General features: G+C 69.9%; 25 protein-coding genes. 8 read left to right on the top strand and 17 right to left on the bottom strand.

The genetic code is table 11. From position 1 onward, the window contains the following. Position 1 precedes the first annotated feature (1 nt). Positions 2 to 316: a YerC/YecD family TrpR-related protein gene (locus tag V6M42_RS13915; RefSeq protein WP_332657751.1), complete on the bottom strand. Its 315-nt coding sequence runs from the start codon at positions 314 to 316 to the stop codon at positions 2 to 4. Positions 317 to 706: 390 nt separating this feature from the next. Between V6M42_RS13915 and V6M42_RS13910 the strand changes: the two genes are divergently transcribed. Then, a complete protein-coding gene (locus tag V6M42_RS13910; protein ID WP_332679041.1) occupies positions 707 to 1,930 on the top strand; it encodes an NAD(P)/FAD-dependent oxidoreductase in 1,224 nt (407 codons plus the stop codon). Here V6M42_RS13910 and V6M42_RS13905 read toward each other — a convergent pair. Further along, positions 1,927 to 4,164, bottom strand: coding sequence for a putative bifunctional diguanylate cyclase/phosphodiesterase (locus tag V6M42_RS13905; protein ID WP_332679038.1), 2,238 nt, complete (start codon positions 4,162 to 4,164; stop codon positions 1,927 to 1,929). The genes V6M42_RS13910 and V6M42_RS13905 overlap by 4 nt on opposite strands. A 339-nt stretch (positions 4,165 to 4,503) precedes the next feature. On the opposite strand from V6M42_RS13905, the gene V6M42_RS13900 reads away from it, so the two are divergent. Next, positions 4,504 to 6,813 carry a TonB-dependent receptor gene (locus V6M42_RS13900; RefSeq protein ID WP_332679036.1) on the top strand — a complete coding sequence of 770 codons (2,310 nt, stop codon included), beginning with the start codon at positions 4,504 to 4,506 and terminating at the stop codon, positions 6,811 to 6,813. A gap of 7 nt (positions 6,814 to 6,820) precedes the next feature. Continuing rightward, complete coding sequence (locus tag V6M42_RS13895; RefSeq protein WP_332679035.1) at positions 6,821 to 7,498, top strand: Fe2+-dependent dioxygenase; 678 nt, start codon at positions 6,821 to 6,823, stop codon at positions 7,496 to 7,498. A gap of 3 nt (positions 7,499 to 7,501) precedes the next feature. Here the strand turns inward: V6M42_RS13895 and V6M42_RS13890 are convergent, their stop codons facing one another. From V6M42_RS13890 to V6M42_RS13860, 7 genes are all read right to left on the bottom strand, one after another. After that, complete coding sequence (locus V6M42_RS13890; RefSeq protein ID WP_332679034.1) at positions 7,502 to 8,869, bottom strand: sulfite reductase subunit alpha; 1,368 nt, start codon at positions 8,867 to 8,869, stop codon at positions 7,502 to 7,504. After that, positions 8,866 to 9,780 carry an FAD:protein FMN transferase gene (locus V6M42_RS13885; RefSeq protein ID WP_332679032.1) on the bottom strand — a complete coding sequence of 305 codons (915 nt, stop codon included), beginning with the start codon at positions 9,778 to 9,780 and terminating at the stop codon, positions 8,866 to 8,868. The genes V6M42_RS13890 and V6M42_RS13885 overlap by 4 nt, the downstream gene beginning before the upstream one ends. A 152-nt stretch (positions 9,781 to 9,932) precedes the next feature. Then, positions 9,933 to 10,727, bottom strand: coding sequence for a DUF4198 domain-containing protein (locus V6M42_RS13880; protein ID WP_332679031.1), 795 nt, complete (start codon positions 10,725 to 10,727; stop codon positions 9,933 to 9,935). Between the two features lie 11 nt (positions 10,728 to 10,738). Then, complete coding sequence (locus V6M42_RS13875; RefSeq protein WP_332657760.1) at positions 10,739 to 11,245, bottom strand: DUF2271 domain-containing protein; 507 nt, start codon at positions 11,243 to 11,245, stop codon at positions 10,739 to 10,741. A gap of 7 nt (positions 11,246 to 11,252) precedes the next feature. Further along, positions 11,253 to 11,900 (bottom strand): PepSY-associated TM helix domain-containing protein, encoded by a 648-nt coding sequence (locus tag V6M42_RS13870; RefSeq protein WP_332679029.1) that lies wholly within the window; start codon positions 11,898 to 11,900, stop codon positions 11,253 to 11,255. Positions 11,901 to 11,953: 53 nt separating this feature from the next. Next, positions 11,954 to 13,966 carry a TonB-dependent receptor gene (locus V6M42_RS13865; protein ID WP_332679027.1) on the bottom strand — a complete coding sequence of 671 codons (2,013 nt, stop codon included), beginning with the start codon at positions 13,964 to 13,966 and terminating at the stop codon, positions 11,954 to 11,956. Beyond that, complete coding sequence (locus tag V6M42_RS13860; RefSeq protein WP_332679025.1) at positions 13,963 to 15,369, bottom strand: UDP-N-acetylmuramate--L-alanine ligase; 1,407 nt, start codon at positions 15,367 to 15,369, stop codon at positions 13,963 to 13,965. Before V6M42_RS13860 ends, V6M42_RS13865 begins: the two co-directional genes overlap by 4 nt. A 67-nt stretch (positions 15,370 to 15,436) precedes the next feature. Between V6M42_RS13860 and V6M42_RS13855 the strand changes: the two genes are divergently transcribed. Both V6M42_RS13855 and V6M42_RS13850 read left to right on the top strand, forming a co-directional pair. Next, a complete protein-coding gene (locus V6M42_RS13855) occupies positions 15,437 to 16,258 on the top strand; it encodes an LD-carboxypeptidase (protein WP_332679023.1) in 822 nt (273 codons plus the stop codon). A gap of 230 nt (positions 16,259 to 16,488) precedes the next feature. Next, complete coding sequence (locus tag V6M42_RS13850; RefSeq protein WP_332657766.1) at positions 16,489 to 17,436, top strand: aspartyl protease family protein; 948 nt, start codon at positions 16,489 to 16,491, stop codon at positions 17,434 to 17,436. On the opposite strand, the gene ypfJ is transcribed toward V6M42_RS13850, so the two are convergent. The 8 genes from ypfJ to V6M42_RS13810 all read right to left on the bottom strand — a co-directional run bounded on the left by ypfJ (position 17,433) and on the right by V6M42_RS13810 (position 22,113). Beyond that, complete coding sequence (gene ypfJ, locus V6M42_RS13845) at positions 17,433 to 18,281, bottom strand: KPN_02809 family neutral zinc metallopeptidase (RefSeq protein WP_332657767.1); 849 nt, start codon at positions 18,279 to 18,281, stop codon at positions 17,433 to 17,435. The two genes, V6M42_RS13850 and ypfJ, sit on opposite strands and share 4 nt — an antisense overlap. Before the next feature lie 70 nt (positions 18,282 to 18,351). Then, positions 18,352 to 18,735, bottom strand: a complete 384-nt coding sequence (locus tag V6M42_RS13840; RefSeq protein ID WP_332657768.1) for a hypothetical protein — start codon at positions 18,733 to 18,735, stop codon at positions 18,352 to 18,354. A gap of 57 nt (positions 18,736 to 18,792) precedes the next feature. Then, entirely contained in the window at positions 18,793 to 19,455 is a 663-nt protein-coding gene (locus tag V6M42_RS13835; RefSeq protein WP_332679022.1) for a class I SAM-dependent methyltransferase, read from the bottom strand. Beyond that, entirely contained in the window at positions 19,452 to 19,880 is a 429-nt protein-coding gene (locus V6M42_RS13830; RefSeq protein ID WP_332679020.1) for a DUF1801 domain-containing protein, read from the bottom strand. The genes V6M42_RS13835 and V6M42_RS13830 overlap by 4 nt, the downstream gene beginning before the upstream one ends. Before the next feature lie 12 nt (positions 19,881 to 19,892). After that, on the bottom strand, positions 19,893 to 20,321 hold the full coding sequence (locus tag V6M42_RS13825) for a DUF1801 domain-containing protein (protein WP_332657771.1): 429 nt from the start codon (positions 20,319 to 20,321) through the stop codon (positions 19,893 to 19,895). Between the two features lie 9 nt (positions 20,322 to 20,330). After that, a complete protein-coding gene (locus V6M42_RS13820; protein ID WP_332657772.1) occupies positions 20,331 to 20,762 on the bottom strand; it encodes an SRPBCC family protein in 432 nt (143 codons plus the stop codon). Further along, positions 20,759 to 21,085 (bottom strand): ArsR/SmtB family transcription factor, encoded by a 327-nt coding sequence (locus V6M42_RS13815; protein WP_332657773.1) that lies wholly within the window; start codon positions 21,083 to 21,085, stop codon positions 20,759 to 20,761. Before V6M42_RS13815 ends, V6M42_RS13820 begins: the two co-directional genes overlap by 4 nt. Before the next feature lie 62 nt (positions 21,086 to 21,147). After that, positions 21,148 to 22,113 (bottom strand): fatty acid desaturase family protein, encoded by a 966-nt coding sequence (locus tag V6M42_RS13810; RefSeq protein ID WP_332679018.1) that lies wholly within the window; start codon positions 22,111 to 22,113, stop codon positions 21,148 to 21,150. Between the two features lie 132 nt (positions 22,114 to 22,245). On the opposite strand from V6M42_RS13810, the gene V6M42_RS13805 reads away from it, so the two are divergent. The 3 genes from V6M42_RS13805 to V6M42_RS13795 all read left to right on the top strand — a co-directional run. After that, positions 22,246 to 22,650, top strand: coding sequence for a hypothetical protein (locus tag V6M42_RS13805; RefSeq protein ID WP_332657775.1), 405 nt, complete (start codon positions 22,246 to 22,248; stop codon positions 22,648 to 22,650). After that, the gene (locus V6M42_RS13800; RefSeq protein WP_332679017.1) at positions 22,650 to 22,847 is read left to right on the top strand and encodes a helix-turn-helix transcriptional regulator; all 198 of its coding nucleotides are present in this window, start codon (positions 22,650 to 22,652) and stop codon (positions 22,845 to 22,847) included. The genes V6M42_RS13805 and V6M42_RS13800 overlap by 1 nt, the downstream gene beginning before the upstream one ends. A gap of 31 nt (positions 22,848 to 22,878) precedes the next feature. Then, the coding region (locus V6M42_RS13795) for an alpha/beta fold hydrolase (RefSeq protein ID WP_332679016.1) at positions 22,879 to 23,471 on the top strand (593 nt) is incomplete at its 3' end.

Raw genomic sequence — 23,471 nt, 5'->3', positions numbered from 1 at the left:
CTCAGGCTTTGGTGCGGTCGAGGACGAGGCGATAGCCCTGATGCGGCATCTCTCTGAGGAAGCGCGCGACGCGCACGACCGTGGTGGGGCTGGCGTCCGCCTCGACGGCGATCTCGCGATAGGATTTGCCGCCGGCGTCGAGCAGGCGCGCCACCGCCCAGCGCTCGGCGAAGGCGCGCAGTTCGGACGGCGTGCAGAGATCGGCGAGGAAGGCGTCGAGCTCCTCGCGCGTCTGCAGGGACAGCAGCGCGTCGTAGAGGGCGATGCGATCGTCCGCGGCCTTTGCGAGAGCCTTGCTGGAGGGTTTATCTGTCATCCACTGTTCCACTAGGCTGTAACATTGGAACAGTCAAGCGGATCATGCGGGGGAGGCTGCGTCTTCGGCTGGAGGCTGGTCCGACTCCTGCGACTCGAGTTGATCGATCAGGCGGGCGCGGTGTTTGGCGCCGGCGGCGCGGGCGGAGGCGGCCTGCCATTTCAACGCTTCGGCCGCGGCCTCGATTTCTTCGTCGGAGAACGAGGGAGACTCGGGAGGGACGCTCATGGTGTCGGACTGAAATACTGCCCGGTCAGTGTCGGGTACCGGTCGTAATCCCCGCGCCAGCGACAGGTTTCCCGAAAAGTCGGGGTTTTCCGGCGCGCGTGTTTCGCCTACCTCGACCGGAGGGCGGCTGCGGCCGGCCGGAAAACCGGATACAGGGCCTGAATGGCGAACAGGGTGCTCATCATCGGCGCGGGCCACGCGGGCGGGACGGCGGCGGCGCTGCTGCGCCAGTACGGACACGAAGGGCCCATCGTCCTGGCGGGGGAGGAGCCGGCGGCGCCGTATCAGCGCCCGCCCCTGTCAAAGGCCTGGCTGAAGGGCGAGGCCGATCTGGAGGCGCTGCTCCTGCGCCCCGAGAATTTCTATGCCGAACACGGCATCGAGCTGCGCACGGCGGTGACGGCGACCGCGATCGACCGGGCGGCGCGGACCGTCCGTTTCGCCGACGGGACGGTGGAGCCGTATGACGCCCTGATCCTGGCGACGGGATCGACCGCGCGGCGGCTGGCCATTCCGGGGGCGGACCGGCCGGACCTGATGGAACTGCGGACGCTGGCGGATGCGGAGCGGCTGAAGGCGACGCTGGGGCCGGGGCGGCGGCTGGCCATCGTCGGCGGCGGTTATGTCGGACTGGAGGCCGCGGCCTCGGCGCGGGCGCTGGGCGCCGAAGCCGTCGTGATCGAGCGGATGGAGCGGGTGCTGGCGCGCGTGGCGTCGGAGGCCCTGTCGGCCTTCTTCACCGCGCGCCACCGCGGCGAGGGCGTCGGGATCCTGACGGGGGCCGAGGTGACGGCGTTCGAGGCGGCGGGCGTCCGGCTGGCGGACGGCCGCCTGATCGAGGCGGATGCGGTGCTGGTCGGGGTGGGCGCGCTGGCCTGCGACGATCTGGCCCGGGCGGCGGGGCTGGCGTGTGAGAACGGCGTGGTCGTCGACGAACAGGCGCGGACCTCGGATCCGGCGATCTGGGCCATCGGCGACGCCACCTTCCGTCCGATCCCCGTGCACGGCGGGCGGCGGCATCGTCTCGAGAGCGTGCCCAATGCGCTGGAGCAGGCCAAGCAGGCGGCCTCGGCCATCGTCGGCCGCGCCTCGCCGACGCCCGAGGTTCCGTGGTTCTGGTCGGATCAGTACGACCTCAAGCTCCAGATCGCGGGCCTGCCGGACGGGGCGGACCGGCAGGTCGTGCGGGGTGATCCGGCGGTGATCGGCGAGGGGGCGTCGTTCGCCGTCTTCCACCTTGAGGGCGACCGCATCCTGTGCGTCGAGGCCGTCAACGCGCCGGCCGAATTCATGGCCGGGCGGATGATGATCGGCAAGGCGACCCCGGTGGACGCCGGGAAGCTGGCCGACCTGTCGGTGTCGATGAAGCTGGTCGCCGCGGGCTAGCGGGTCGCGGCCTTCGTCTCCCTGGCGGGGACGGCCAGACGCTCCAGCAGGGCGGCGATCGGCACGGGCCGGCCAATGAGATAGCCCTGGGCCATGTCGCACCCCATGCCCTGCAGCAGGGCCAGGGCGGTGGGCGTCTCCACGCCCTCGGCGGTGACCTTCAGGCCGAGGCCGTGGGCCAGGTCGATGGTCGACTTGACCAGCAGGCCGTCGCGGGCCGAGTCGTCGAGACCGAGAATGAAGCTCTTGTCGATCTTCAGCTCGTCGGCGCGGATCCGCTTCAGATAGGTCAGGGACGAGAGGCCCGAACCATAGTCGTCCAGCGACACCGAAATGCCGGCGTCGGCGAACCGGTCCACGATCCGCAGGGCCATCTCGGGATTGCCCATCACCGCGGTCTCGGTGATCTCGAAACAGAGGGTGGCGCCGGATGTCGCGACCTCGTTGACGGCGAAGTCGGCGAAGCTTTCGTCGGACAGCAGGCGACCCGAGATGTTGACCGCAACCGTGAGGCTGTGGCCGGCGGCGGCCATGGTCTTCTGGTCCTCGATCGCGCGGCGGATGGCCCATTCGGTCAGGGGGCGGATATGGCCGGTCTCCTCGGCCATGCCGATGAACAGGTCGGGCGCCACGGCTCCGCGGCGCGGGTGGGTCCAGCGCATGAGGGCCTCCACGCCGGTGACGCCCCCGGCCCGGAAGTCGTATTTCGGCTGATAGGCGAGGGAGACCTCGCCGTCGGCGAGCGCGGTCATCAGTTCGGAGATCAGCGACAGATTGCCGGCGGGATCGCCATAGGCGACCTCGTCGAAGGCGGCGGCTGTCCGCCGGGCGGTGCGGGCCTGGTCCAGGGCGATGGCGGCCCGGTCCACCGAGGAGGTCAGGTCGGAACCCGCTGCGCCATGACCCGCCACCCCGGCGGTCAGGGCGATATCGACCGGTGCGCCATTGACGCTGATGGGTTCCTGGGCCGCGGCGGCCAGATGCTCGGCGGCCTCCAGCGCCTCCGCCTTGCTGCTCGCGATGATGACCAGGCCCAGGGCGCCGGCCCCGACCCGAGCGATGGGCGCTCCGTCGGCCAGGGCCGAGAGCCGGGCGCCGAGCACGGCCAGCAACCGTCCCATGGAGTCGTAGCCGATGGCGCTGCGCACCACCTCGAAGCGGTCGACCCCGAACAGGATCACCCAGGCGTCGGCATGGCCGCTGGCCTGACGCTCGAGGGACAGGCGGTTGGGCAGGCCGGTCTCCTGGTCATGCAGGGCCATGTGCGTCAGCCTGGCCTCACGGTCCTTGAGGTCGCCGACCATGGCGTTGAATCTGCCGGCCAGCCGCCCGATCTCGTCTGCGGAGGTGACCGGGGCCTCCACGTACTCACCCTGCTGAACGCGATGGACGGCCTCGTCCAGGGCGGTGATCGGCCGGGTCAGGCCTCGCGACAGGACCCAGGTCCCGCTCATCAGCAGGGCCAGGCCGGCGGCGCCGATGGCGGTCAGCCACAGGAACAGCGTCTCGTACGGCTGCATGGCCCTGTGCAATGGATAGGTCAGCACCAGCGCGGCCTTCGCCCCCGGGTCGAAGCTGGGCAGGGCGTGCGCCAGCTGCATGGACTCGCCCTTGTCCGTCTCGATTGTGACGGGTTGACCGGTCGAAACCTGCGACGGGTTCAGGACCACGGCCGCCGACAGCGGAATGGCCGATAGCCGCTCGAGGTTACGCATCTGGGCCGCGTCCAGGCGCTCTGCGAAGACGACCCACCCTGCGGCGCCGGCGACAGGAGCGGCGGCGACCTGGAACGCCTGGCCCTCCATGGTCAGGACGCCGCCGTCGAGACCGCCCGAGCCGAGACCCTTGAGCAGGGCGTCGATCGCGGCGGCGTCGGGGTTCAGACCGGCCGAGACCGCCTGGCCGTCGATGCCCAGAATCATGGCTCCGTCCACGCGCCCGCTCGCCCGCAGATCGTCCAGCGCGGACCGCACCGCGGGTGCGTCTTCCGTCGCGATCGCGGCGCGGAGGCCGGGATCCCGGGCCATGGCCGCCGCGCCCTCGCGCATTTGCGACGAACGAGCGTCCCACAGCTGGCTGTAGACCGCGCCCGCGGACGCCATTTCGTCGCGAACCATGCCGCGCGCGCTGCTGGTCACGGCGGTGACCACGGCGATGGCGCTGAGGATCAGGCCCAGGCTGAACAGCCCCATATAGAGCACGGTCAGCCGGGTCCGTAGCGTGCGGAAGGTCAACAGGCGATGGACCGGCCCCGGGGGCTTCATCGTCGGGCCGCGCGTATGCCGGGATCCGCTGGGACCGGTGGGCGCGCGCTCGTCACGGGGCCGTTCGCGACAACCGGAGCGTCGAACAAGGACGATACGCAAATGACCGGGAGGCAACGCATCCGGCCGATCGTACGGACTCAAGATGAAACCGAGGTAAATCAGAATGCTCGGTCAGGTTGACGTTGGAGGAGGCGGTTCCGGCGGCCGGAATCGGCAATATTGCGACTTATTCGCAATTCTGATTGCGCTGTCCGGCAAAGCTGATATTGCGAGCTGATCGCAACACCAGCCCCTCGGATCGACCTCATGACTTCACGCGCCGACGCTCTTCGCGCCCTCCTGTTCGCCTCCAGCGCGGCCGGCATGCTGATCGCAGGTCCCGCCCTGGCCGAGCCGGCGCCGGACGGAGAGCCGCAGGAGGCGACAACGCTTGAAACCATCACGGTGGATGGTCATCCGGTGAAACGCGAGCCCGGCAGCCCCGAATTCGTGGCCCCCCTGGTCGACACGCCGCGCTCGATCACCATCATTCCGCAGCAGATCATCGAACAGACGGCTGCGACGTCGCTGCAGGACATCCTGCGCACCTCGCCGGGCATCACCTTCGGCGCCGGCGAGGGCGGCCAGCCGCTGGCCGACCGGCCGTTCATCCGCGGCCAGTCCTCGGGCAACAACGTCTTCGTCGACGGCATCCGCGACAGCGGCGGCCAGCAGCGCGAGGTGTTCAACCTCGAACAGGTCGAGGTCATCAAGGGTCCCGACAGCGTCTATTCGGGCCGCGGCTCGGGCGGAGGCAGCATCAATCTGGGCTCCAAATCCCCGCGACTGACGGATTTCACCCGCTTCGGCCTGGGCGCCGGAACGGACGGTTATGTGCGCGCCACGGTGGACCAGAACTGGCGCCTGGGCGAGATGGCCGGCCTGCGCATCAACCTGATGGGTTCCGAAGGCGACGTGCCCGGCCGCGATACGGTCGACTACGACAAATGGGGCCTCGGCCTTTCGCTGGCGGCGGGTCTGGGCACGCCCACGACGGCGACCTTCAGCTACTATCACCTGACGTCGAACCAGATGCCCGACTACGGCATCCCGCTGTTCACCAAGACCGGGGTGCGCACCACCGACAGCGGCATTCTGGATGTGCCCTACAACAGCTTCTATGGCCTGCGCGACCGGGACTTTCTGACCAATACGGTCGACACCTTCACCTTCGATTTCGAACATGCGTTCAGCGACAGCCTGATCCTGCGCAACGTCAGCCGCTATTCCGAGACGCTGAACGACTACATCGTCACCAACCCCGGCGACGGCGGCGCGGCCCAGCTGATCGGGGGCGAATGGTGGATGAAGCGGGCCACCAAGACGCGCTGGAACCCGGTGACCACGGTGGCCAACGTCACCGACCTGCGGGGCTCGTTCACGACCGGCGGGATCGGTCATGAGTTCGACCTCGGACTGGAACTGGCCACAGAGAGGAACAGCAACGCGGCCTATTCGACCTTCACCACGGCGGGCTCGGCCTGCCCGGCAGGTTTCGTGATGTCGGCGGCCAACCTCGCCAACCTGGGAGCCGGCGACTGCACGCGGGTGTTTGCGCCGAACACGGACGATTCATGGGCGGGCGTCATCAATCGCGGGCCGATCAGCCGGAACGTCACTGACACGGTGGGCGTCTATGCGCTGGACAGCATCAGCCTGACCTCGCAACTGATCCTGAATCTGGGCGTCCGGTGGGACCAGTACACGGTCAACGGCGCCAATCTGACGGGGACCCAGGCGAACGGCGTCTGGACCCTGAACGGCCAGACCGCGGCGACCCCGGGGATCGTGGTCCTGCCGGAGCGCCAGTGGGACTTCGTCAACTACCAGGTCGGGCTGGTCTACAAGCCGACCGCCAACTCCAGCGTCTATATCTCCTACGCCACCGCCTCGACCCCGCCGACGCTCTCGGCGGGCGACCAGAACGCTTCGGGCGGCACGGGCACCGGGAATCTGGTGACGACCGTTCTGGACCCGGAAGAGTCGACGAATTTCGAGATCGGGGCCAAGGCCAATCTGTTCAACGACCGGCTGGCCCTGTCGGCGGCCGCCTTCATGCTGAAGCGCGAGAACGCCCAGATCCAGGTCTCGCCCGGCGTGTTCGAACAGGCCGGCGAGGCCGAGGTGAAGGGAATCGAGCTGGGCGTGTCCGGCAACATCACCCGCCAGTGGCAGGTGTTTGGCGGCTATACGTACATGGACAGCGAACTGGTCTCCGGCGCCTACAACAACGTCAATGTCGGCGATCCCTTGGCCAATACCCCCGAACACAGCTTCAGCCTGTTCACGACCTATCGGGTGACGCCGGCGCTCAGCCTCGGCGGCGGCGCCTACTATGTGTCCGACAGCTTCGGCGGCAACCAGGGCGGCGCCGGCGGCGGGGCCAACCGCATCTATGCGCCGGCCTGGACCCGCTTCGACCTGTTCGCCTCGTACGACCTGACGGACACCGCTTCGCTGCAGCTGAACGTCCAGAATGCGACCGACGAGGAATACATCATGCGCACCAACGGCGTGCACCACGCCGATGTCGCTCCGGCGCGGCAGGCTATCCTGACGCTGAATCTGAGGTACTGACCGGTCCATGCTGCTTCACGTCCCCGGCGTCTTCACCAAGGACGAGGTCGCGACCCTGCGGTCGCGCCTGGACGCCGGGCCGTGGGTGGACGGAAACGTCACCTCGGGCCATCAGTCGGCGGCGGCCAAGGTCAACCGCCAGCTGCCCGAGGACAGCGCCGAGGCCAGAGAGATCGGGGCGCTGATCCAGCAGGCCCTGAACGCCAATCCCATGTTCGTCTCGGCGGCCCTGCCGCACACGGTCTTTCCGCCGTTGTTCAACCGCTACGAGGGCGGCGAGCGGTTCGGACTGCACGTCGACAACGCCATCCGCCAGCGTGGTTCGATCCGCATCCGCAGCGACCTGTCGGCGACCCTGTTCCTGTCGGAGCCCGACGACTATGACGGCGGCGAGCTGATCGTCGAGGAGATGTACGGGCCGCAGAGCGTCAAACTGCCGGCCGGAGATCTGGTGCTCTATCCGTCCAAGAGCCTGCATCAGGTCACGCCGGTGACGCGTGGCGCGAGGGTGTCGAGCTTCTTCTGGATCCAGAGCCTGGTGCGCGACGACGCGGACCGCGAGACCCTGTTCCGGCTCGACGTGGCCATTCAGCGGGTCAGCGCCGACAAGGGGCCGCAGGATGCCGCGGTGCTGGAACTGACGGCGGTCTATCACAACCTTCTGCGGCGCTGGGCCGAGGCCTGAGCCTCAGTAGACGTCGCGGCGGTAGCGCCCGGCTTCGGTCATTTCCGCCAGCCGTTCGGCGCCGAGTGCGTCGGCGAGCGCCGCCTGTACGCCCTTCGACATGCCTTCCAGACTGCCGCAGACGAGGATGGCCGCGCCGCGGTCAACCCAGTCCCTGAGCGTCTCTGCGTGCCCGGCGATCAGCGCCTGCACATAGCGGCCGTCTCCGGCGTCACGCGAGAAGACGCGGTCGAGGCGGGTCAGGTCGCGAGCCACAAGGGCGGCCTGAAGCTCGTCGTCGAGGAAGGCGTCGTGGGCGCGCGTGCGTTCGCCGAACATCAGCCAGGCCCCGCCGTGGGTGCGGCCGGCGCGGGCCTTCCAGTGAGCGCGCAGACCGGCGAGACCCGTGCCGTTGCCGATCAGGACCAGCGGCGTCTCGATAGCCGGCCCATGGAAGCTGCGGTTGGCGCGGATGCGCATGTTCACCTGCTCGCCCGGAGCGAGGTCGTGCGTCAGCCAGCCCGAGGCGAGGCCGGGGGAGCCGTCCGGCCGGGTCATGCGGCGGACGATGAAGTCGACCCGACCGTCGCGAGGCAGGGAGGCGACGGAATATTCGCGGCTGCCCGGATCGCTTCCGTCGGCGGCCGGGGGCAGGCCGATCTCGGCGATGTCGCCCGCAACCCACAGGGGCTCATGACCGACGGGCGTGAAACCCAGCAGCCAGGCCTCGCCGCCGGGGCTTCCGGGATTGAGATGGCGGCGCTCGACCAGGGTCCAGCGGTCATAGGCCGGCGGCGTCCAGTCGGCCTGGACCGTCGAGCCGGTGAGCAGGCCCAGTTGGTGCTGCCAGTGCCGGACGGCGCCGGCGTCGCCGTTGTCGACCTCGACGCGATCGAACAGGGGTTCGGCCCCTGAGCGCGTCAGCCAGCTGTCCAGCGCGCGGCCAAAGCCGCAGAAGTCGGCGTAGGTGTGGTCGCCCAGGGCGAGCAGCCCGTAACTCAGACCCGACAGATCGGCGGTCGCGCCCATGGTCTGGCGCAGGAAGCGGGAGACGTCGTCGGGCGCGTCGCCTTCGCCGGTAGTCGAGGCGACGATCAGCAGCCTGCCCGCTTTTTTGAGCGCCGCGGCGTCCAGTTCGCCCAGCGGGGCGACGCGCGCGCCGGTTCCGGCGTCGGAGAGGCTGCGCGCCGTCATCCAGGCCAGTTCCTCCGCAAGACCGGTCTGGCTGGCGAAGGCGACCGTGACGGTGTCGGCCCCCGAGGCGAGCGCGCCTGCGCGCTTCGCGGCGGCGCGACGGGCCCGTGCCCGGCTCCAGACGACGGCGATCACCACCAGCAGCCACAGCCCGACGGCCACGCCCGTCCACAGCCAGCGTTGGGGATCGGCGGTCACGCGCCCTCGGCGGCCATGGCGGCGAAGGCCGGGGAGACGATCTCGATCGACCCGGTCTCTGTGCGGATGACAAAGGCGGCGGCGATGTTCAGGGCCTCGGCGTAGGCGGGACCGTCATGGCGGCCCATGACCGTCAGGGCGGTGGCCATGGCGTCGGCGTACAGGGCGGTGTCGGCCAGGACGGTGACCGAGGCGACGCCGTTGTCGACCGGCCGTCCGGTGTGGCCCTCGATGGTGTGGCTCCAGGTCCGGCCGGCGGCCTCGAACCGGCGAACCCAGTCCCCCGACGTGGCGACCGCCATGTCGAACAGGGCGGCGGCGGTGCGTGGAGCGGGGGATCCCGGCGCCTGTTGCAGCTCCACCCACCAGGGATGGCCGCCCGGCTTGACGCCGGCGCCGCGCAGCTCGCCGCCGATCTCGACCAGATGGTGGACGGCGCCCATGGCGGTCAGGCGTTGGGAAACGCGGTCGACGGCATGCCCCTTGGCGATGCCGGACAGGTCCAGTTTGAGGCCGCCGGGCTGCTGGATGGCGCGGGCCTCGCGGTTCAGGCGCAGGGCGCCCCAGCCGCTGACGGTCAGGGCCGCCGCGATCTCATCGTCGGAAGGAACGTCCGCACGCCGACCCGGAGGCCCAAAGCCCCACAGATCGACCAGCGCGCCCAGCGTCGGATCGACCGAGCCGTTGGTGTCGTCGGCGAGGTCGAGCGCCGTGTTGAGGAGGTCCCAGAACGGTTCGGACACCGCCCAGAACCCGGCCGGGGCGGCGTTGAACCGGGCCAGTTCCGAGGTCGGCTCCCAGTGGCTGAAGAGGGCGATGATCGCAGCCAGTTCCTCCTCGATGGCGGCCTGGAAGACGGCGCGGTCCGGCCCAAGCGGCGGGACCAGCCGCACGGCCCAGCCGGTGCCCATGGTCTCACCGGCTAAGTCCCAGATGAGGTCGGACGTCGGCAGCGCCGGCGTCCGGCCGTGGGTCGGAATCAGGACGCGGTTCTCCGGCTGCGCCGCCGGCTCGCCGATCGAGATCGGCGGCGGGGCGCCGCGCGGACCGGGAGGCGCACCGGTCAGGGCAGGACTTCCACGACGCCGTTGTATGCGGCGCTGTAGGCCAGCTGGTCGCCCGACGCCGGCGTGCGGATCGAGGCGTTCATCCAGTACATGCCGGGCTCGGGCCAGGTGACGGTGAAGGCGCCGTCGGCGCCGGTGCGGACCGTCATCTCTTCGGGATTGTCGCGATAGCGCGTGCCGCCCCGGGCGATGGTCACTTCCAGATCGGCCGCCGGCTGGCCGTCGCGGACCAGTTTGAAGGTCGCCGGCTCGCCCGCCGCCAGATCGTTCGGATGGGTGACGGGGAGCAGTTCAATGCCCTGGTTGGTCAGGGTGATGGCCGAGGGCTCGCCCAGGGTGACGAAGGTTTCGGTGCGGCTGCTGGACCGGGTGGCGACCACGTCCGTGGCGTCGGCCGGGATGCTCGCGGCCATGTCGGCCTCGGCGCCGCGCCAGCGTTTGGCCTCGCCGCCCTGTTTGTAGGTGACCATGACGCCGCCCGAGACATTGGCGATCCGGTAGGTGCCGGCCTGGGTCAGGTGCAGGTCGAAGGTCGAGCGGTATTTGCCGGTCATGGCGTTGACCGGGGCGGCTGTCGAACCGTCCGGTGCGGTGATGGTCAGGCCGGCCAGGTTCATGGCGGCGTGGTCGGCGATGAACACGCCGTTCGACATGCCGGCGTCGAAGCCGACCCAGGCGTCCGTCCCCGACAGGACGGTCGAGGTCGGGGCCAGCCAGGCGCGGTGGGCCTGGGCGGACATCGGCAGGGCGAAGGCGGCGAGAGCAGCGAGCAGGGCGATGCGCTTCTTCATGGTGCGATTCCTTAGCGGGTGACGGCGACGCTGACGGCGCCCAGTTCGGTGGAGCCCGTCGCGCGGGCGGTGTTGGCGGCGCCCCAGCGGAAGGGCACGCGAACGGCTTCACGGCCGCCCAATTCGCGGGCCGCCTCGACGACCATGACGTAGTCGCCGGCGGGCAGGTCGCGCAGGCGGGCGGCCGGAACGGTGACGGCGTGACGCCCCGGGGCCTTGGTCGCGCTGGAGACGCCGTCCATGGGCAGGCTCAGCGACCGGCCGCCGCGGCGCCACCAGGTGCGCATGTCCTTCAGCCAATCCTTGCCTTCGGCGACGTTGGACACCTCGTACCAGACGGCCAGGGTGCGGACGGCGGTGTTGTCCGGACGCTCGATCCAGACCGCGACATAGGGGCGGTGGTAGGCGGCGACCGACAGGCGCGGCACCTCCACGGACACCGTGATGTCGGCGGCCAGGGCGGGCCCGGCGACGGCGGCCGCTGTGGCGGCGGTCAGGATCAGGGGAAGCTGGCGCATCGGGAACTCAGTGGATGAACAGAAGGGCGATGACGGCGGGTATCAGCAGACCAAGGCCAAGCAGGGGCCAGGTCGAGGGTCGCTGGCGGGCGTGCAGCCAGGTCAAGCCGAAGCCCGTGACGGCGAAGACGACGCAGGCGGCGGCGAAGACGTCGATGAACCAGTACCAGACCGGCCCGGTGTTGCGGCCCTTGTGCAGGTCGTTCAGCCAGGCCACCGGGCCGCGGGTGGTGCGTTCGCGCAGGGCCGCGCCCGTGGCGCGGTCGATGGTCAGCCAGCCGTCGCCGCCCGGTTCGGGCAGGGAGATATAGACCTCGTCGGGCGTGGTCTCGGTGGCCCTTCCCTCGACCTGGACCTTGAAGGTTTCGGAGGCCCAGCGCGCCACGGCGGCGGGCAGCGGTTCAGTCGTGTCCCCGGGCAGGGCGGTCAGGCGCGCGAGCAGGGGCGCGGGCAGCTGACCGGTCTGTTCGACGGTGACGGGTTCGGCGGGGATCTGCGCCGCGTGGTTCAGGGTGATCCCGGTGACGGCGAACATCAGCAGGCCGATGAGGCTGACGGCCGCCGAAATCCAGTGCCACTGGTGCAGCTGCTTCAGCCAGAACGACCGCTTGGCGTTCAGGGCCGGCTTGGGTCTGGAGGGGGCGGCGTCGGTCACCTGCGGCTTGTGCCGAAGTTGCGAACGATTTGCAATGGCTTCCGGTCGCGGACTCAGAGCGACAGTCTGACGCCCGCGGAAAAGGTCCGCGGCGGACCGAAGCTGGCGACGCCGGTTCCGGTCTCTGCGGTCTCGATCTCGGCGTCGAACAGATTGTCGGCGGCGAGCCAGAGCACGGCGGACGGGGTCATCGTCCATTCGGCGCGCAGGTCGATCGTTCCGGCGGCGTCGAGGACGCGGCTGTTCAGGTCGTCCTCGAACCGGCGGCTCTCCCAGCGCAGGTCCGCGGCGAGGCTGAGCCGATCCGCGGGGCGCCAGTCGACGCCGGCGACGGCGCTCCAGATCGGCGCCTGGGCCGGACGCAGGCCGGTCAGTTGCGGCGCCTGGGCGCCGCCGTCGACGCGGGCGTCTGTGGCGGACAGGGCTGCGCGCAGGAAGAGGGCGTCGGTCAGCTCGAAACGCCCGTCCAGTTCGATCCCGGTCGCCTCGATGGTTCCCGCGTTCCTGCGCTGGCGCAGGACCCCGCCGGCCGGCACGAACCCGGCGCGCGGGAAGGTGGCGGGTCCCTGACCGATGGTGACGTTGACGACCGCGTCCTCGATCCGGTTCCAGAAGGCGGTGGCGGTCAGGGACGCGCGGTCGTCTGTCCAGGCCCAGCCCGCCTCGACGCCGGTCAGTCGCTCGGGCTCCAGCGCCGCATTGGCCTCGGTCAGATCGTTGCCGACGCGGAAGGGGCGGTGCAGTTCGTTCAGGGTGGCGGGCCGGAAGCCGGTGTAGGCGGCGAGGCGCAGGGCCTGTCCACCGCTGATGTCCCGGCGGGCGCCGAGACGGGCGCTGACGACCTGGCCCGAGCGGTCGGCATCGGTCTCGTCGAGCGTCGGCAGGCCGGAGGCGAGGTCGCGTTCCAGCCGATGGCCGTTCGCATTGCGCCAGCCGTCGTAGCGCAGGCCGCCGGCCACCAGCCATGCGCCGCTGGTCCACGCGCCCTCGGCATAGACGCCGGCCACCGATGTCTCGCCTCCCGCGACACGGCTGCGGGTGAAGGCGCCGGCCATGTAGCGAAACAGCTCATGGGTCTCGCCGTCGTTGAAGCGCGCGTCGGCGCCCAGTTCCCATTCGACGCGGGCGACGCCGCTGACGATGACGCGGCGCAGGGCGGCGTTGACGCCCCAGCCCGTGGCCGGGGTCTCGAACTGGTCGTTGGCGGGCGTGGTCGAAGCGCGGTCGGCGGAGACCGCGACCGAGGTGTTGGCCAGATCGCTCTCGCGCCGCCACGCCTGAAGCCGCCAGCCGGGGCGATCGGCGAGCGGCTGTACGGCCGCCGTCGCGGAGAGCAGGTTGCCGCTGGCCGTGGCGCGGGCGCCGGCCAGGCCTGAACCCCGGTCCTCCTCGAACGCCGAGGCGCGCAGGGAGAGGACCGCCGCTGCGACGGGCAGGTCGGCGCGTACGGCGGCGCTGCGAACCTCGAGGTCCAGCGGCGTGTCGGCGGCTCCTGCGGCCGCGCCGCGCACGGGGACATAGCCGTCGCTGGTTTCGTACAGGCCCGAGGCGACGATGCGGACGGGGCCGACGTGCGTCCCGCCTGAGCCGGCGAGACGGGCCCCGCCGCGTTCGGCGATGGAGGCGTCGAGCTCCGATCCGGCGTCCCGTTCGCGCAGGGAGATCACGCCGGTCAGGGCCCCGGCGCCGTATGGGCCGGCGCCCGACCCCCGGACGATGTCGAGGCCGGACAGGCTTTCCGTCGGAACCTGGGACCAGATCACCCAGCCGCCGAAGGGATCGTTCAGCGGCACGCCGTCCAGCGTGACCAGCGTGCGTCCCGCCCCTGACGGCGCGATGGCGCGCATGGATATGCCCTGGGTGGTCGGATTGGCCGCCAGACTGGAGGTGCGGCGGAACAGGGAAACGGCCGGCACGGTCGCCAGGGCTTCATCGACACGTTGCCGGGTTCGCAGATCGTCCGTGCCCAGGCGAATGACCGAAAAGGCCGCCTGGCCGGCCGCGGGGGGCAGACGGGCGCCGGTGACGACGACCTCGGGAAGCCGGGGCGGGAGGTCCTGGATCATCCGCCAGAAGCGCGCAGGCGGTCCAGAAGCTCCGCCGCAAAGACGGACAATGTGTCGTCGCGGGCGCCCATGATGATGATCCGGTCTCCGGGCCGGGCCAGGCGGACCAGCCGGTCGCCACAGGCGTCGCGGGTCGGCAGGGCCTCGGCGGAGCGGCCGGCGGCGCGGACGCCGGATGCGATATCCTCGCTGCCGACGCTGCGGTCCGTGGTGCCGCCGTAATAGACGGGCTCGGGCATCAGCAGCACGTCGTCCGCGCGCAGCAGGCCGGCGAAGCCGTCGATGAACTCGTCCTTCATCAGCCGCAGCGGACCGAAGCCGTGCGGCTGGAACAGGATCAGCAGACGGCCGTCGAAGGCGTGCAGCGTCTTCAGCGTGGCGGCGATCTTGTCCGGGTTGTGGGCGAAGTCGTCGATGACGGTGACGCCGTTGGCGGTCCCGACTACCTCCATGCGGCGGCGGATGCCGGCGAAGGTCTCCAGCGCGGCGACGGCCTGTTCCAGCGGCACGCCGATCGCGCGCACGGCGCCGAGCGCAGCAAGGGCGTTGGCGACATTGTGGGCGCCGGGGACGTTGAGAACGACCGGCAGGGGCGCGCCGCCCAGCTCGGTCAGGCTGAACCGCATGCCGGTCGGCAGGGGTTCGAGGTCATGGGCGTTGAGGGTGGCGGACTCCTCGCCGAGGGCGAAGGTGATCACCTTGTCGTTCGGGAGGCTCTGGGCCAGCGCCTGGGTTTCGAGGTTGTCGAGGTTCAGCACCGCCTTCGCCGCCCGGCCGGTGAAGCCGCCGAACAGGTCGCGCAGCTCTTCCATCGACTTGTGGTCGAGCGAGATGTTGGACACCACGGCCACGGTTGGATCGTAGCGGGCGATGGAGCCGTCGGATTCATCCACCTCGGACACGAACAGATCGGGGCCGCCGATCAGGGCGCTGGCGAAGGGATGGTCGGCGTCGGCGAAATTCCTCATCACCGCGCCGTTCATGACCGTGGGCTCGCGGCCGGCCTGATGCAGGATCCAGGCGATCATGCCGGTAATGGTCGACTTGCCGCTGGTGCCCGCTACGCCGATCGAGGCCGGGGCGGCGTTGAACAGCTGCGACAGCAGTTCGGGTCGGGTGAGAATCCGCGCGCCGGCCCGTTTCGCCGCGCCGATGTCGGGAACGGTATCCTCGATCGCGCCGGTGGCGACGACGGTCTGGGCGGCCCGGGTGACGCCGGAGCCGTCCTGCGGATGCAGGGTCACGCCATGCGCCTCCAGCCAGGCGAATTTCTCCGGCGTGCGGCCCTGGTCCCGGGAGCGGTCCGAGCCCTCGATTCGCCCGCCACGCGCCTGGACGATCATCGCCAGGGGCAGCATTCCGGACCCGCCGATGCCGCAGAAGAAATAGTCGTCTTGATTCATGAGGGCGAAACCGGGGAATGTCCGGCGGCCTGACTAGCACGGGCGACGCCTGAGGCCAGACACGTCCATGAAGATCGGCATCGTCAACGCCAGTTCGCGCTTCAATCGGGCGCGCGCCGAGGCCGTCGAGGCATGGTTCGCCGCCAATATCCCCGACGGCTCGGTCAAGGTCGTGTTCCACCCGGCCAGCTTCGGAAAGCACGGCCATTTCGGCGGCGATGACGCCAGCCGGGCCTCGGCCTTCGTCGAATACGCCAACGATCCGCGGCTGGACGCCGTCTGGTTCGCCCGCGGCGGCTATGGCTCGTGCCGGATCGCCGAGGCCGTGCTGCCCCGGCTGGAGCCGGTCGCGAGGAAGAAGCGCTATCTCGGCTACTCCGACGCCGGCAGCATCCTGGCCCTGCTGTACAAATCCGGCTTTCCGCATGTGGCGCACGGGCCGATGGCCTCGGATTCGGTGCGCAACGACGCCACGGCCTGGCGGGCCGTCAACTGGCTGAAGTCGGGCGACCGGTCGTCATGGGAGCCCTCGCTGGCGGACGATCCGCGTCCGGCGGCCGCCTTCAACCTCAGCATCCTCGACGCCCTGGTCGGCACGGCGCTGGAGCCGGACCTGACGGGACACGTCCTGATGCTCGAGGACGTGTCCGAGCCGTTGTACCGGATCGACCGGATGATGTTCCACCTGACCGGCCAGGCCTCGATCCGGCGGGTGGCGGGCATACGCATGGGGCGGGTGTCGGACATCGTCGAGAACGATCCCGACTTCGGTCTGACGGCAGAGGAAATCTGCCGCTACTGGTGCCAGCGGTCGGGGATTCCGTACCTGGGCGCGGCCGACATCGGCCATGACCGCGAAAACAAGGTGGTTCCCTTCGGCCACAGGTGAGAAACGTTCGTTTCGCGCAGGCGGGGAACGGTATCGACACCTGTGAAAACCCAAGGCCAGATACGGCTCAGCTAGCGGGTGAGTGCTTCCCCGCCTGCGCCGCGTCCTCGGGGGATGGCGCGCGGCGGCGGTCCGGTCGGCGTCGGGGGGCGCGGACCGGGCCGTCTCCCACTTTCCGCGACAAAGCCTCCGCTGGCGCCAGGACCAACCAGACGCCATCTTCGACGGGCATGAACCGCCGATCCCTCCTGATCCGTACGGCTGCCCTGGCCTCCGTTCTCGGCGGCGCCTGGTGGGCCCGCGACCATCTGCTGTGGCCCAGGCCGGACCTTGTCTTCGCTGCCGGCGGCGCGACGCCCTGGATGCCCTATGCGCGGCGGGGGTCGGCTCCGACCGTGGCCGTGCGGCTGGGCGGGCGGCAGGTCGTCGCCCTGATCGACAGCGGGGCCCAGTATTCCGTCATCGACCGCGCCCTGTTCGCCGAATTGCCCGACGCGGGGCGGTCGTTGTTCGACATGCCGCTGGTCGCCTATGGCGTCGGCGGCGGGGCGCAGGTGGGCCGGGGCACGGCGCTGGACATCGAACTGGCCGGTCTGACGGTCCGGGGCCTGAGGGCCGCGATCCTCGACCTCGGGCCTCTGGCCTCGCGCCAGGGTCTGGGGACGCCGCTGATCCTCGGGCAGGACCTGCTGGGCCAGGCCGTGCTGGCGCTGGATCCGGCGCGACGCCACAGCCGGCTCGTCGCACGCGAGGCCTTCGTCCGTCCCGCCGATCTGGCCGAGTCGCCTGTACGGCGTTCAGGCCGCGCCCTGACCGCCGAGGTGACCGTCGAGGGCACGCCGCTCACCGCCGTGGTCGACACCGGTGCCTCGTCCCTGCTGGGGCTCAACCGCGAGACCGCCGCCCGCGTCGGCCTGCTCGATGGACGGCCCCAGACCAGCGGCGTGCATCTGGTCCTGGGCGGCGCGGCCCGCACGGCCATCGTGGAGGCGCGAACCGTGACCTTCGCCGACCATCTGTACCGGCGGGTGCCGGTCGGGGTGTTCGATCAGCCGCCCCTGCCCAATTTCCCCGGCGGGCTGGTGGGGATGGAGGCGTTCAGGGGCCGACGGGTGGCGATGGACCTCGGGGCCGGGACGCTGCACGTCTCGCGGCCCCTCGATCTGACCGTGGGCTAGAGCGACCCGAAGGTGTCGCAGGCGGCGGGGTCGCCTGATTCATAACCGCGCCGCAGCCATTCGACGCGCTGGGCCGAGGAGCCGTGGGTGAAGCCGTCCGGCTGGACCCGCCCGCCCTGACGGCGCTGCAGGGTGTCGTCGCCGATGGCCGAGGCGGTCTGCATGCCGGCCTCCAGATCGCGCGCGTCCACCGCAACCTCGCCGTTCGATACCGCGGCGGCGTTGGCCGCCCAGACCCCGGCGTAGCAGTCGGCCTGAAGCTCCAGCGCGACCGAATAACGATTGGCCTCGGCCTGGCCCGAGGCCCGCTGCTGGGCCTCCTGCACCTGCTGCGAGGCGCCGGTCAGGGTCTGGACGTGGTGGCCGTATTCGTGGGCGATGACATAGGCCCGGGCGAAGTCCGCGCTTGAGGCGCCCAGCTGGGTCTCCAGTTGCTGCCAGAACGACAGGTCCAGATACACCTTGCGATCGTTGGGGCAGTAGAAGGGGCCCATGGCCGACTGACCGAAGCCGCAGCCGGTCGAGGTGCCCTGTTCGTAGAGGGTGACCGTCGGCGGCTGATAGCCCTGAAGTCGGGTCTTCCAGACGTCGTCGATATTGGCGCCGACCACGTCGACGAAGGCTCCCGCCTGGTCCTGCGGGCTGCCCATCTTGCCCTGCTCCGCCGCGCCGACGCCGCCGAACTGGCTGGCCAGCTGGGTCGTGGTGGAGGGGTCTATGCCGAACACGAAATAGCCGATGGCCGCCAGCACCAGCCCGCCGACTCCGAGGCCGCCGATGGCGCCGCCGCCCATGCCGCGTCTGTCCTCGATATTGCCGCCGCGCCGTCCGCCCTGCCACCGCATGTTCGTGCTCCCGTCCCTGATCCAAGCCAGGCAGGAACGCAGACGGAGGGGAAGGGATGCAGGCTGACTGCTAGTCGGGCTGACGATCGAGCCAGGCGTCGATCTGGCCGACGCCCTCGGCCATGGCGCGATTGCGCTCTTCGGCCGAGAGGCGCAGGGCGCGTTCCTCTTCCGGCGAGCGCACAGGTCGGTAAGGCGGCGGCAGGACGGGCTCGGGCTGGCGCGCGGCCTCGATTCGGAGCCGGTTCAGGCGGGTTTCGGTGTCATGCAGGCGGGCGTTGATCTCACGCTGGTCGGCCAGGACGCGCAGGCGGTCGATCTCGTAGCGGTGCTGGTCGGCCTGATAGCGGTGCAGGTCGAGCGTGGAGAGGCCGGGACGCAACGGCGGAACCTGCGCCTGTACCGGTGCGGCGGCGAGCATCAGGACGGCGGCGAGGGGGCCGGTGGCGTTCATGGGCGGAAGATGGCGCCGGACGGGCCTCTCTCCAAGCGTGGCTGGAAGATTGTCGAGTCAGGCCGCAGCGGACAGACTCCATACGCGGGTGCGTTTGACGGCGGAATCCTCGAGTTCTCGCGTGGTCGGAACGGCGTATTCCGCCAGGAGATCGAAGCCCTCCCTGGGGAAGTAGGTGCGCAGGGGATCGCCGACGAGGACGCGTGTCCCCGCGTCGGCGGCGGCGCCCAGCCAATCGAGCACACGGCCGGACATCGGCTGTTCGTAGAAGACGTCTCCCGCACAGATCAGATCGACCTCGGGCGGCGGGGCGTCCAGCAGGTCGGCGGCGGTGAAGTCCAGCACGACGCCGTTGGCGACGGCGTTGCGGGCGACCGAGGCGCCGCAGAAGGGATCGATGTCGGCGCACAGGGCCGAGGCCGCGCCCGCCTTCATCGCCGCGATCCCGACCAGCCCGGAGCCGGCCGCGAAATCCAGCACCCGCTTGCCCGCGACCTCGCCCGGATGGTCCAGCAGCCAGCGCGCCAACCCCTGACCGCCCGCCCAGGCGAAGGCCCAGAACGGCGGGGGCAGTCCCAGCTCGCCCAGTTCCTCCTCGGTCAGCCGCCAGATCGGCGTGATCTCATCGGCCAGCCACAGCGATATCTCCGGCGCATGAGGCACCGGCTGCAGGCGGGTGTTGGCGGCGATGAAGGCGGCGGGGTCGGCGATACGGGTCATTCGCCGCCGGTTCGGCGCTTCGCGGCGCGCGTCGATGAGTTCAGCGCCACGGCGCCGCGGATGAGCGCCTTCAGCGCCGTCTCATCGATCACATCGCCTTCGTGGAAGTCGATAGCGCGCCGGGTATTGCCCTGGAGGCTTGAGTTGAACAGACCCGATGGGTCCTCCAGCGACGCCCCCCTGGCGAAGGTCATCTTGACGGCGGTCTTGTAGGTTTCCGCGGTGGTGAGGATGCCGTCGTGCTCGAACACCGGAACACGACCCCATTTCACGGTCTCGACGACCTCGGGGTCGGCCTCATGGATGATCGCCCGGATCCGGGCGAGGGTCCGGCCGCGCCAGTCGTCGAACGAGGCGATCTTCGCATCGATCCGCTGCGAGGCGGACAGGCCGTCCTCATTCAGTCCGGGGATGGCTTTTTCCATGACTGTCGCCCTTCACATACGCTCGCCGGGCAGCCGGCTGGCCTGTTTGATCCAGTCGGCGAGCTGGCCCTCGTCGACCGTCTCGTCCTCGTGGATGTGGAAATAGCGCACCTCCTTCTGCTTCGACCCGACCGGCGGGACGGGATCGAGAGACGCGCCGCGGAAGAAGGCCACCTTCAGATAGCGGTCGAAGGCGTGGAAGCTGGCGAACCAGGCCCCGTCCTCGACGCCGTACATCGGCGTGTTCCATTTGACGGCCTTCTTCACGCCGGGGACCGTGCGTTCGATCAGGGCGTCGACCCGGCGTCCCGCCTCGCTCTTCCAGCCCGGCGCGGCCGCGATCCAGGCCTGCACCGGGGCGTCGCCATAGCCCTTGGCGATCTGCGGATTGCCGCCCGAGAGGAGGACGGGCGCAGCGGCGTTTTTCGGCTTGTCGCTCATGACCTCCTCCTACTCCGCCTGCGCCAGAACCTGTTCCAGCTTGCCGAACATCCCGGCCCAGCCCGAATGGGCTCCGGCCAGCGCCTGCTTCTGATCCGGCCGGAAGCCGACCTGTTCCATACGCAGATGCGTGCCGGTCCCGGTCGGGGTCAGGGTGAAGGTCACCACGCTCTTCAGCCCGTATGCCGGGTCGTCGTGTTTGAAGTCCCAGGTATAGGAGAGGGTCTTCTCCGGTTCGACCGTCAGGACCTCGCAGTCCAGCACGCCGCCCCATTCCCCCGTGAGCCTGAAGCCGTGGCCGACCACGGGCTGGAAGTCGTTCTTCATCAGCCAGGCCTCGATCAGGTGGGGCTGGGTGAGGGCGCGCCAGAGCTTTTCGGGCGGAAAGGCGAACTCCCTTTGGACGACGACGGAGCGGGTTCCGGGTTCGGCGTGGGTCACTGGTCCATCCTTTTCAGCAGGTCTTCGAGGCCGTCGAATTTTCCCTCCCAGAAGCCGGTCATCTGGCTGGTCCAGTCGATGAGGGGGGCGAGCGCGCCTGGGTGGGCGCTGTAATGGGTCTGTCGGCCGTCCGGACGGTCGCTGACCAGTCCGGCCAGTTTCAGAACGCCGAGGTGTTTCGAGACCGCCGGTTGCGATACTCCGGCCAGGGCGGTGAGGGCTCCGACCGTCTGCTCGCCACCGTGGCACAGGCTCTCGAAGATGGCCCGGCGGGTGGGATCGGCGAGCGATCGGAACAACAGGTCGGCGGCGGTTTCGGACATCAACCCATAACTCAATGGCTATTGATTGAACTCATAACCAGCGAGATATGAGTAAGTCAAGATCAGGTCGCCGGCAGCGGGTCCGGCTTTGCCGACGCTTCCCGCAGAACGGCGAGATATCCCGTGGCCACTTCCATCCGCTCGCCCTGGGGCCGCGCGCGCACGGCGCGGTGCAGGGCCGGCAGCTTCCAGCAGGGCACATGCATGAACAGGTGATGCTCGGCGTGGAAATTGACCCAGTAGGGGGCGATGAAGGCCCGCTCCCACCAGGCGGCGCGAGTGGTGCGCGCGGCGCGGAAGGGGTCGGCGGCGGAGCCTTCGACGCAGGCGTGTTCGGCGATGTTCCGCAGGCGCGTCACCATCGGGAACCAGGTCGCCATGGGCAGCAGCCACAGGGCGAAGAAGGCCCACCAGACTCCGGCGGCGACCGCCGCGACCAGCAGGGCGGCGTTGACCAGCAGGAAGGGCGCGACCGAACGGCCGGTGACGATGGCCTCATAGGCGTGGTCGTCCGTCGCCGCCTGCGCCGCGCGGCCTCGCAGGGCGGCCAGGGGCAACAGCACCCGCTGCTTGAAGAAGGTCTGGCCGGTCAGGTCGCGCACGATCTTGCGGCGCAGGGAGGCGCGGCTGACAGGGAAGGGGGCGGACAGGACCAGATCCGGATCCTCGGCCTGCTGGGCGTATTTGTGGTGCGCCAGATGATAGGGCCGGTAGGCGTTCAGCGACGCTCCGACCGGCACGGCGCAGAACCAGTGGCCGAGGACGTCGTTCAGGCGCCGGTCCGCCGACAGGCCTCCGTGCGCCGCCTCATGCATCAGGATGGCGAGCCCGAGCTGGCGCGTGCCGATCACGGCCACGCACAGGGGGATGAGAATCGGCCAGACGACGCCCGCGGCGATCGCGAGGGCGATCACGCCCCAGCAATGGGCGACCAGCAGCGGGCCGACCCAGGCGCGGCGCGTCTGGAAGGGCGCCCAGTCCTCGGGACTGAACAGGTCGGCGGGCCTGATGCGGGGCGCTGCGGGCATGGTCTCAGGATACGTCCGCGGCGGCTCCGGTCCAAGTCCCACGATTGTCACGCGATCCTGACAAAAAGTCAGGTTGACATGACATAAGCATGATGTAAGGTTGGCCTTACATTCAGTCAGGAGGCGGTCGACATGTTGGCTATCGGCAAGAGCAGTTCCCCGGCGCACCGGCGCTATGTCATCCGCACGATGGCGTTCATGATTCCCTATGCGCTGATCTGCCTGACGGCGATGGGCGGGGTCTTCGACGAGGTCATCGGCAAACCCGCGGGGTGGGTCCTTGCGCTGGCGGTTTCGGCGCCGGTGGTCGGACAGATCTGGGCGACCCTTTCCCTGATGCGCGAAAGCGACGAGTTCGTCCGCGCCGTGGTCGCCAAACAGTTCATCCTGTCGGCCGGGGCGGCGATGGCGGTGGCCACTCTCTGGGGCTTCGGCGAGAGCTTCGCCGGCGCGCCGCACCTGCCCGCCTGGCTTGTCTATGCCGTGTTCTGGGCCTGCTACGGCGCCATCGCCCCCTTCATCCGGTCGTCGAACTGATGAAGAACCAGCTGAAACTGCTCCGCGTCGAGCGCGGCTGGACCCAGGAGCAGCTGGGGCACGCGCTGGGGGTCTCGCGTCAGGCCGTGAACGCGCTCGAGACCGAGAAGCACGACCCCTCACTGGATCTGGCCTATCGCATCGCCGTGCTGTTCGCACGGCCGGTGGAAGACATCTTCGAAAACCCGCACGGCTGACTCCGTCAGCCTTCGTTCAAAGGACATCGCCATGCTGCACCTCCGTCACTTCGTCGGGCGTTCGACCCTGCGCGTATTGTTGCTGGCCTCTGCGTCAGTTCTGGTCGCAGGGGCGGTGGTCCTCGCCACCCAGGCCGACGCCGCGCCTGCGGTTCAGGTCTCGCCAGCCTTCGCCTCGGACCGGTTGTCAGTCGAGGTCGTCGGGACGGGGTCGGACGTGATCCTGATCCCCGGCTTCGCCTCGTCCCGCGAGGTCTGGCGCGCAGAGGCCGATCGGCTGAAGGCGACGCACCGGGTGCATCTGGTCCAGCTGGCCGGGTTCGCGGGCGAGCCGTGGACGCATGGCGACGGGCCGTTCGTGGAGCCCGTGATCGCCGAGCTGGCGCGGTATGTCCGCGAGGCCGGCCTGCAGCGGCCCGCGATCATCGGCCACTCGATGGGCGGGATGAGCGCGGTCATGCTGGCGCAGCGGCATCCCGGGCTGGTCGGTCGGGTGATGAGCGTCGACAGCCTGCCCTTCTTCTCGGCCCTGTTCGGGCCGACGGCGACGGCCGAGAGCGCACGGCCGTTCGCGCAGCAGGCGGCGGCGGGAATCCTCGCGGCGGACGAGGCCGGCTACCGGGC

The organism is Brevundimonas sp. (assembly GCF_036677305.1).
Taxonomy (GTDB): domain Bacteria; phylum Pseudomonadota; class Alphaproteobacteria; order Caulobacterales; family Caulobacteraceae; genus Brevundimonas.
Note: the sequence above shows the minus strand (reverse complement) of the source record. Positions and strands in the feature narration are given on the sequence as shown.

Coding starts and splice junctions, on each gene's coding strand:
- V6M42_RS13915 (WP_332657751.1), bottom strand. CDS start 316: ATGACAGATAAACCCTCCAGCAAGGCTCTCGCAAAGGCCGCGGACGAT.
- V6M42_RS13910 (WP_332679041.1), top strand. CDS start 707: ATGGCGAACAGGGTGCTCATCATCGGCGCGGGCCACGCGGGCGGGACG.
- V6M42_RS13900 (WP_332679036.1), top strand. CDS start 4,504: ATGACTTCACGCGCCGACGCTCTTCGCGCCCTCCTGTTCGCCTCCAGC.
- V6M42_RS13895 (WP_332679035.1), top strand. CDS start 6,821: ATGCTGCTTCACGTCCCCGGCGTCTTCACCAAGGACGAGGTCGCGACC.
- V6M42_RS13885 (WP_332679032.1), bottom strand. CDS start 9,780: ATGGGCACCGGCTGGGCCGTGCGGCTGGTCCCGCCGCTTGGGCCGGAC.
- V6M42_RS13880 (WP_332679031.1), bottom strand. CDS start 10,727: ATGAAGAAGCGCATCGCCCTGCTCGCTGCTCTCGCCGCCTTCGCCCTG.
- V6M42_RS13875 (WP_332657760.1), bottom strand. CDS start 11,245: ATGCGCCAGCTTCCCCTGATCCTGACCGCCGCCACAGCGGCCGCCGTC.
- V6M42_RS13865 (WP_332679027.1), bottom strand. CDS start 13,966: ATGATCCAGGACCTCCCGCCCCGGCTTCCCGAGGTCGTCGTCACCGGC.
- V6M42_RS13860 (WP_332679025.1), bottom strand. CDS start 15,369: ATGAATCAAGACGACTATTTCTTCTGCGGCATCGGCGGGTCCGGAATG.
- V6M42_RS13855 (WP_332679023.1), top strand. CDS start 15,437: ATGAAGATCGGCATCGTCAACGCCAGTTCGCGCTTCAATCGGGCGCGC.
- V6M42_RS13850 (WP_332657766.1), top strand. CDS start 16,489: ATGAACCGCCGATCCCTCCTGATCCGTACGGCTGCCCTGGCCTCCGTT.
- ypfJ (WP_332657767.1), bottom strand. CDS start 18,281: ATGCGGTGGCAGGGCGGACGGCGCGGCGGCAATATCGAGGACAGACGC.
- V6M42_RS13840 (WP_332657768.1), bottom strand. CDS start 18,735: ATGAACGCCACCGGCCCCCTCGCCGCCGTCCTGATGCTCGCCGCCGCA.
- V6M42_RS13835 (WP_332679022.1), bottom strand. CDS start 19,455: ATGACCCGTATCGCCGACCCCGCCGCCTTCATCGCCGCCAACACCCGC.
- V6M42_RS13830 (WP_332679020.1), bottom strand. CDS start 19,880: ATGGAAAAAGCCATCCCCGGACTGAATGAGGACGGCCTGTCCGCCTCG.
- V6M42_RS13825 (WP_332657771.1), bottom strand. CDS start 20,321: ATGAGCGACAAGCCGAAAAACGCCGCTGCGCCCGTCCTCCTCTCGGGC.
- V6M42_RS13815 (WP_332657773.1), bottom strand. CDS start 21,085: ATGTCCGAAACCGCCGCCGACCTGTTGTTCCGATCGCTCGCCGATCCC.
- V6M42_RS13810 (WP_332679018.1), bottom strand. CDS start 22,113: ATGCCCGCAGCGCCCCGCATCAGGCCCGCCGACCTGTTCAGTCCCGAG.
- V6M42_RS13805 (WP_332657775.1), top strand. CDS start 22,246: ATGTTGGCTATCGGCAAGAGCAGTTCCCCGGCGCACCGGCGCTATGTC.
- V6M42_RS13800 (WP_332679017.1), top strand. CDS start 22,650: ATGAAGAACCAGCTGAAACTGCTCCGCGTCGAGCGCGGCTGGACCCAG.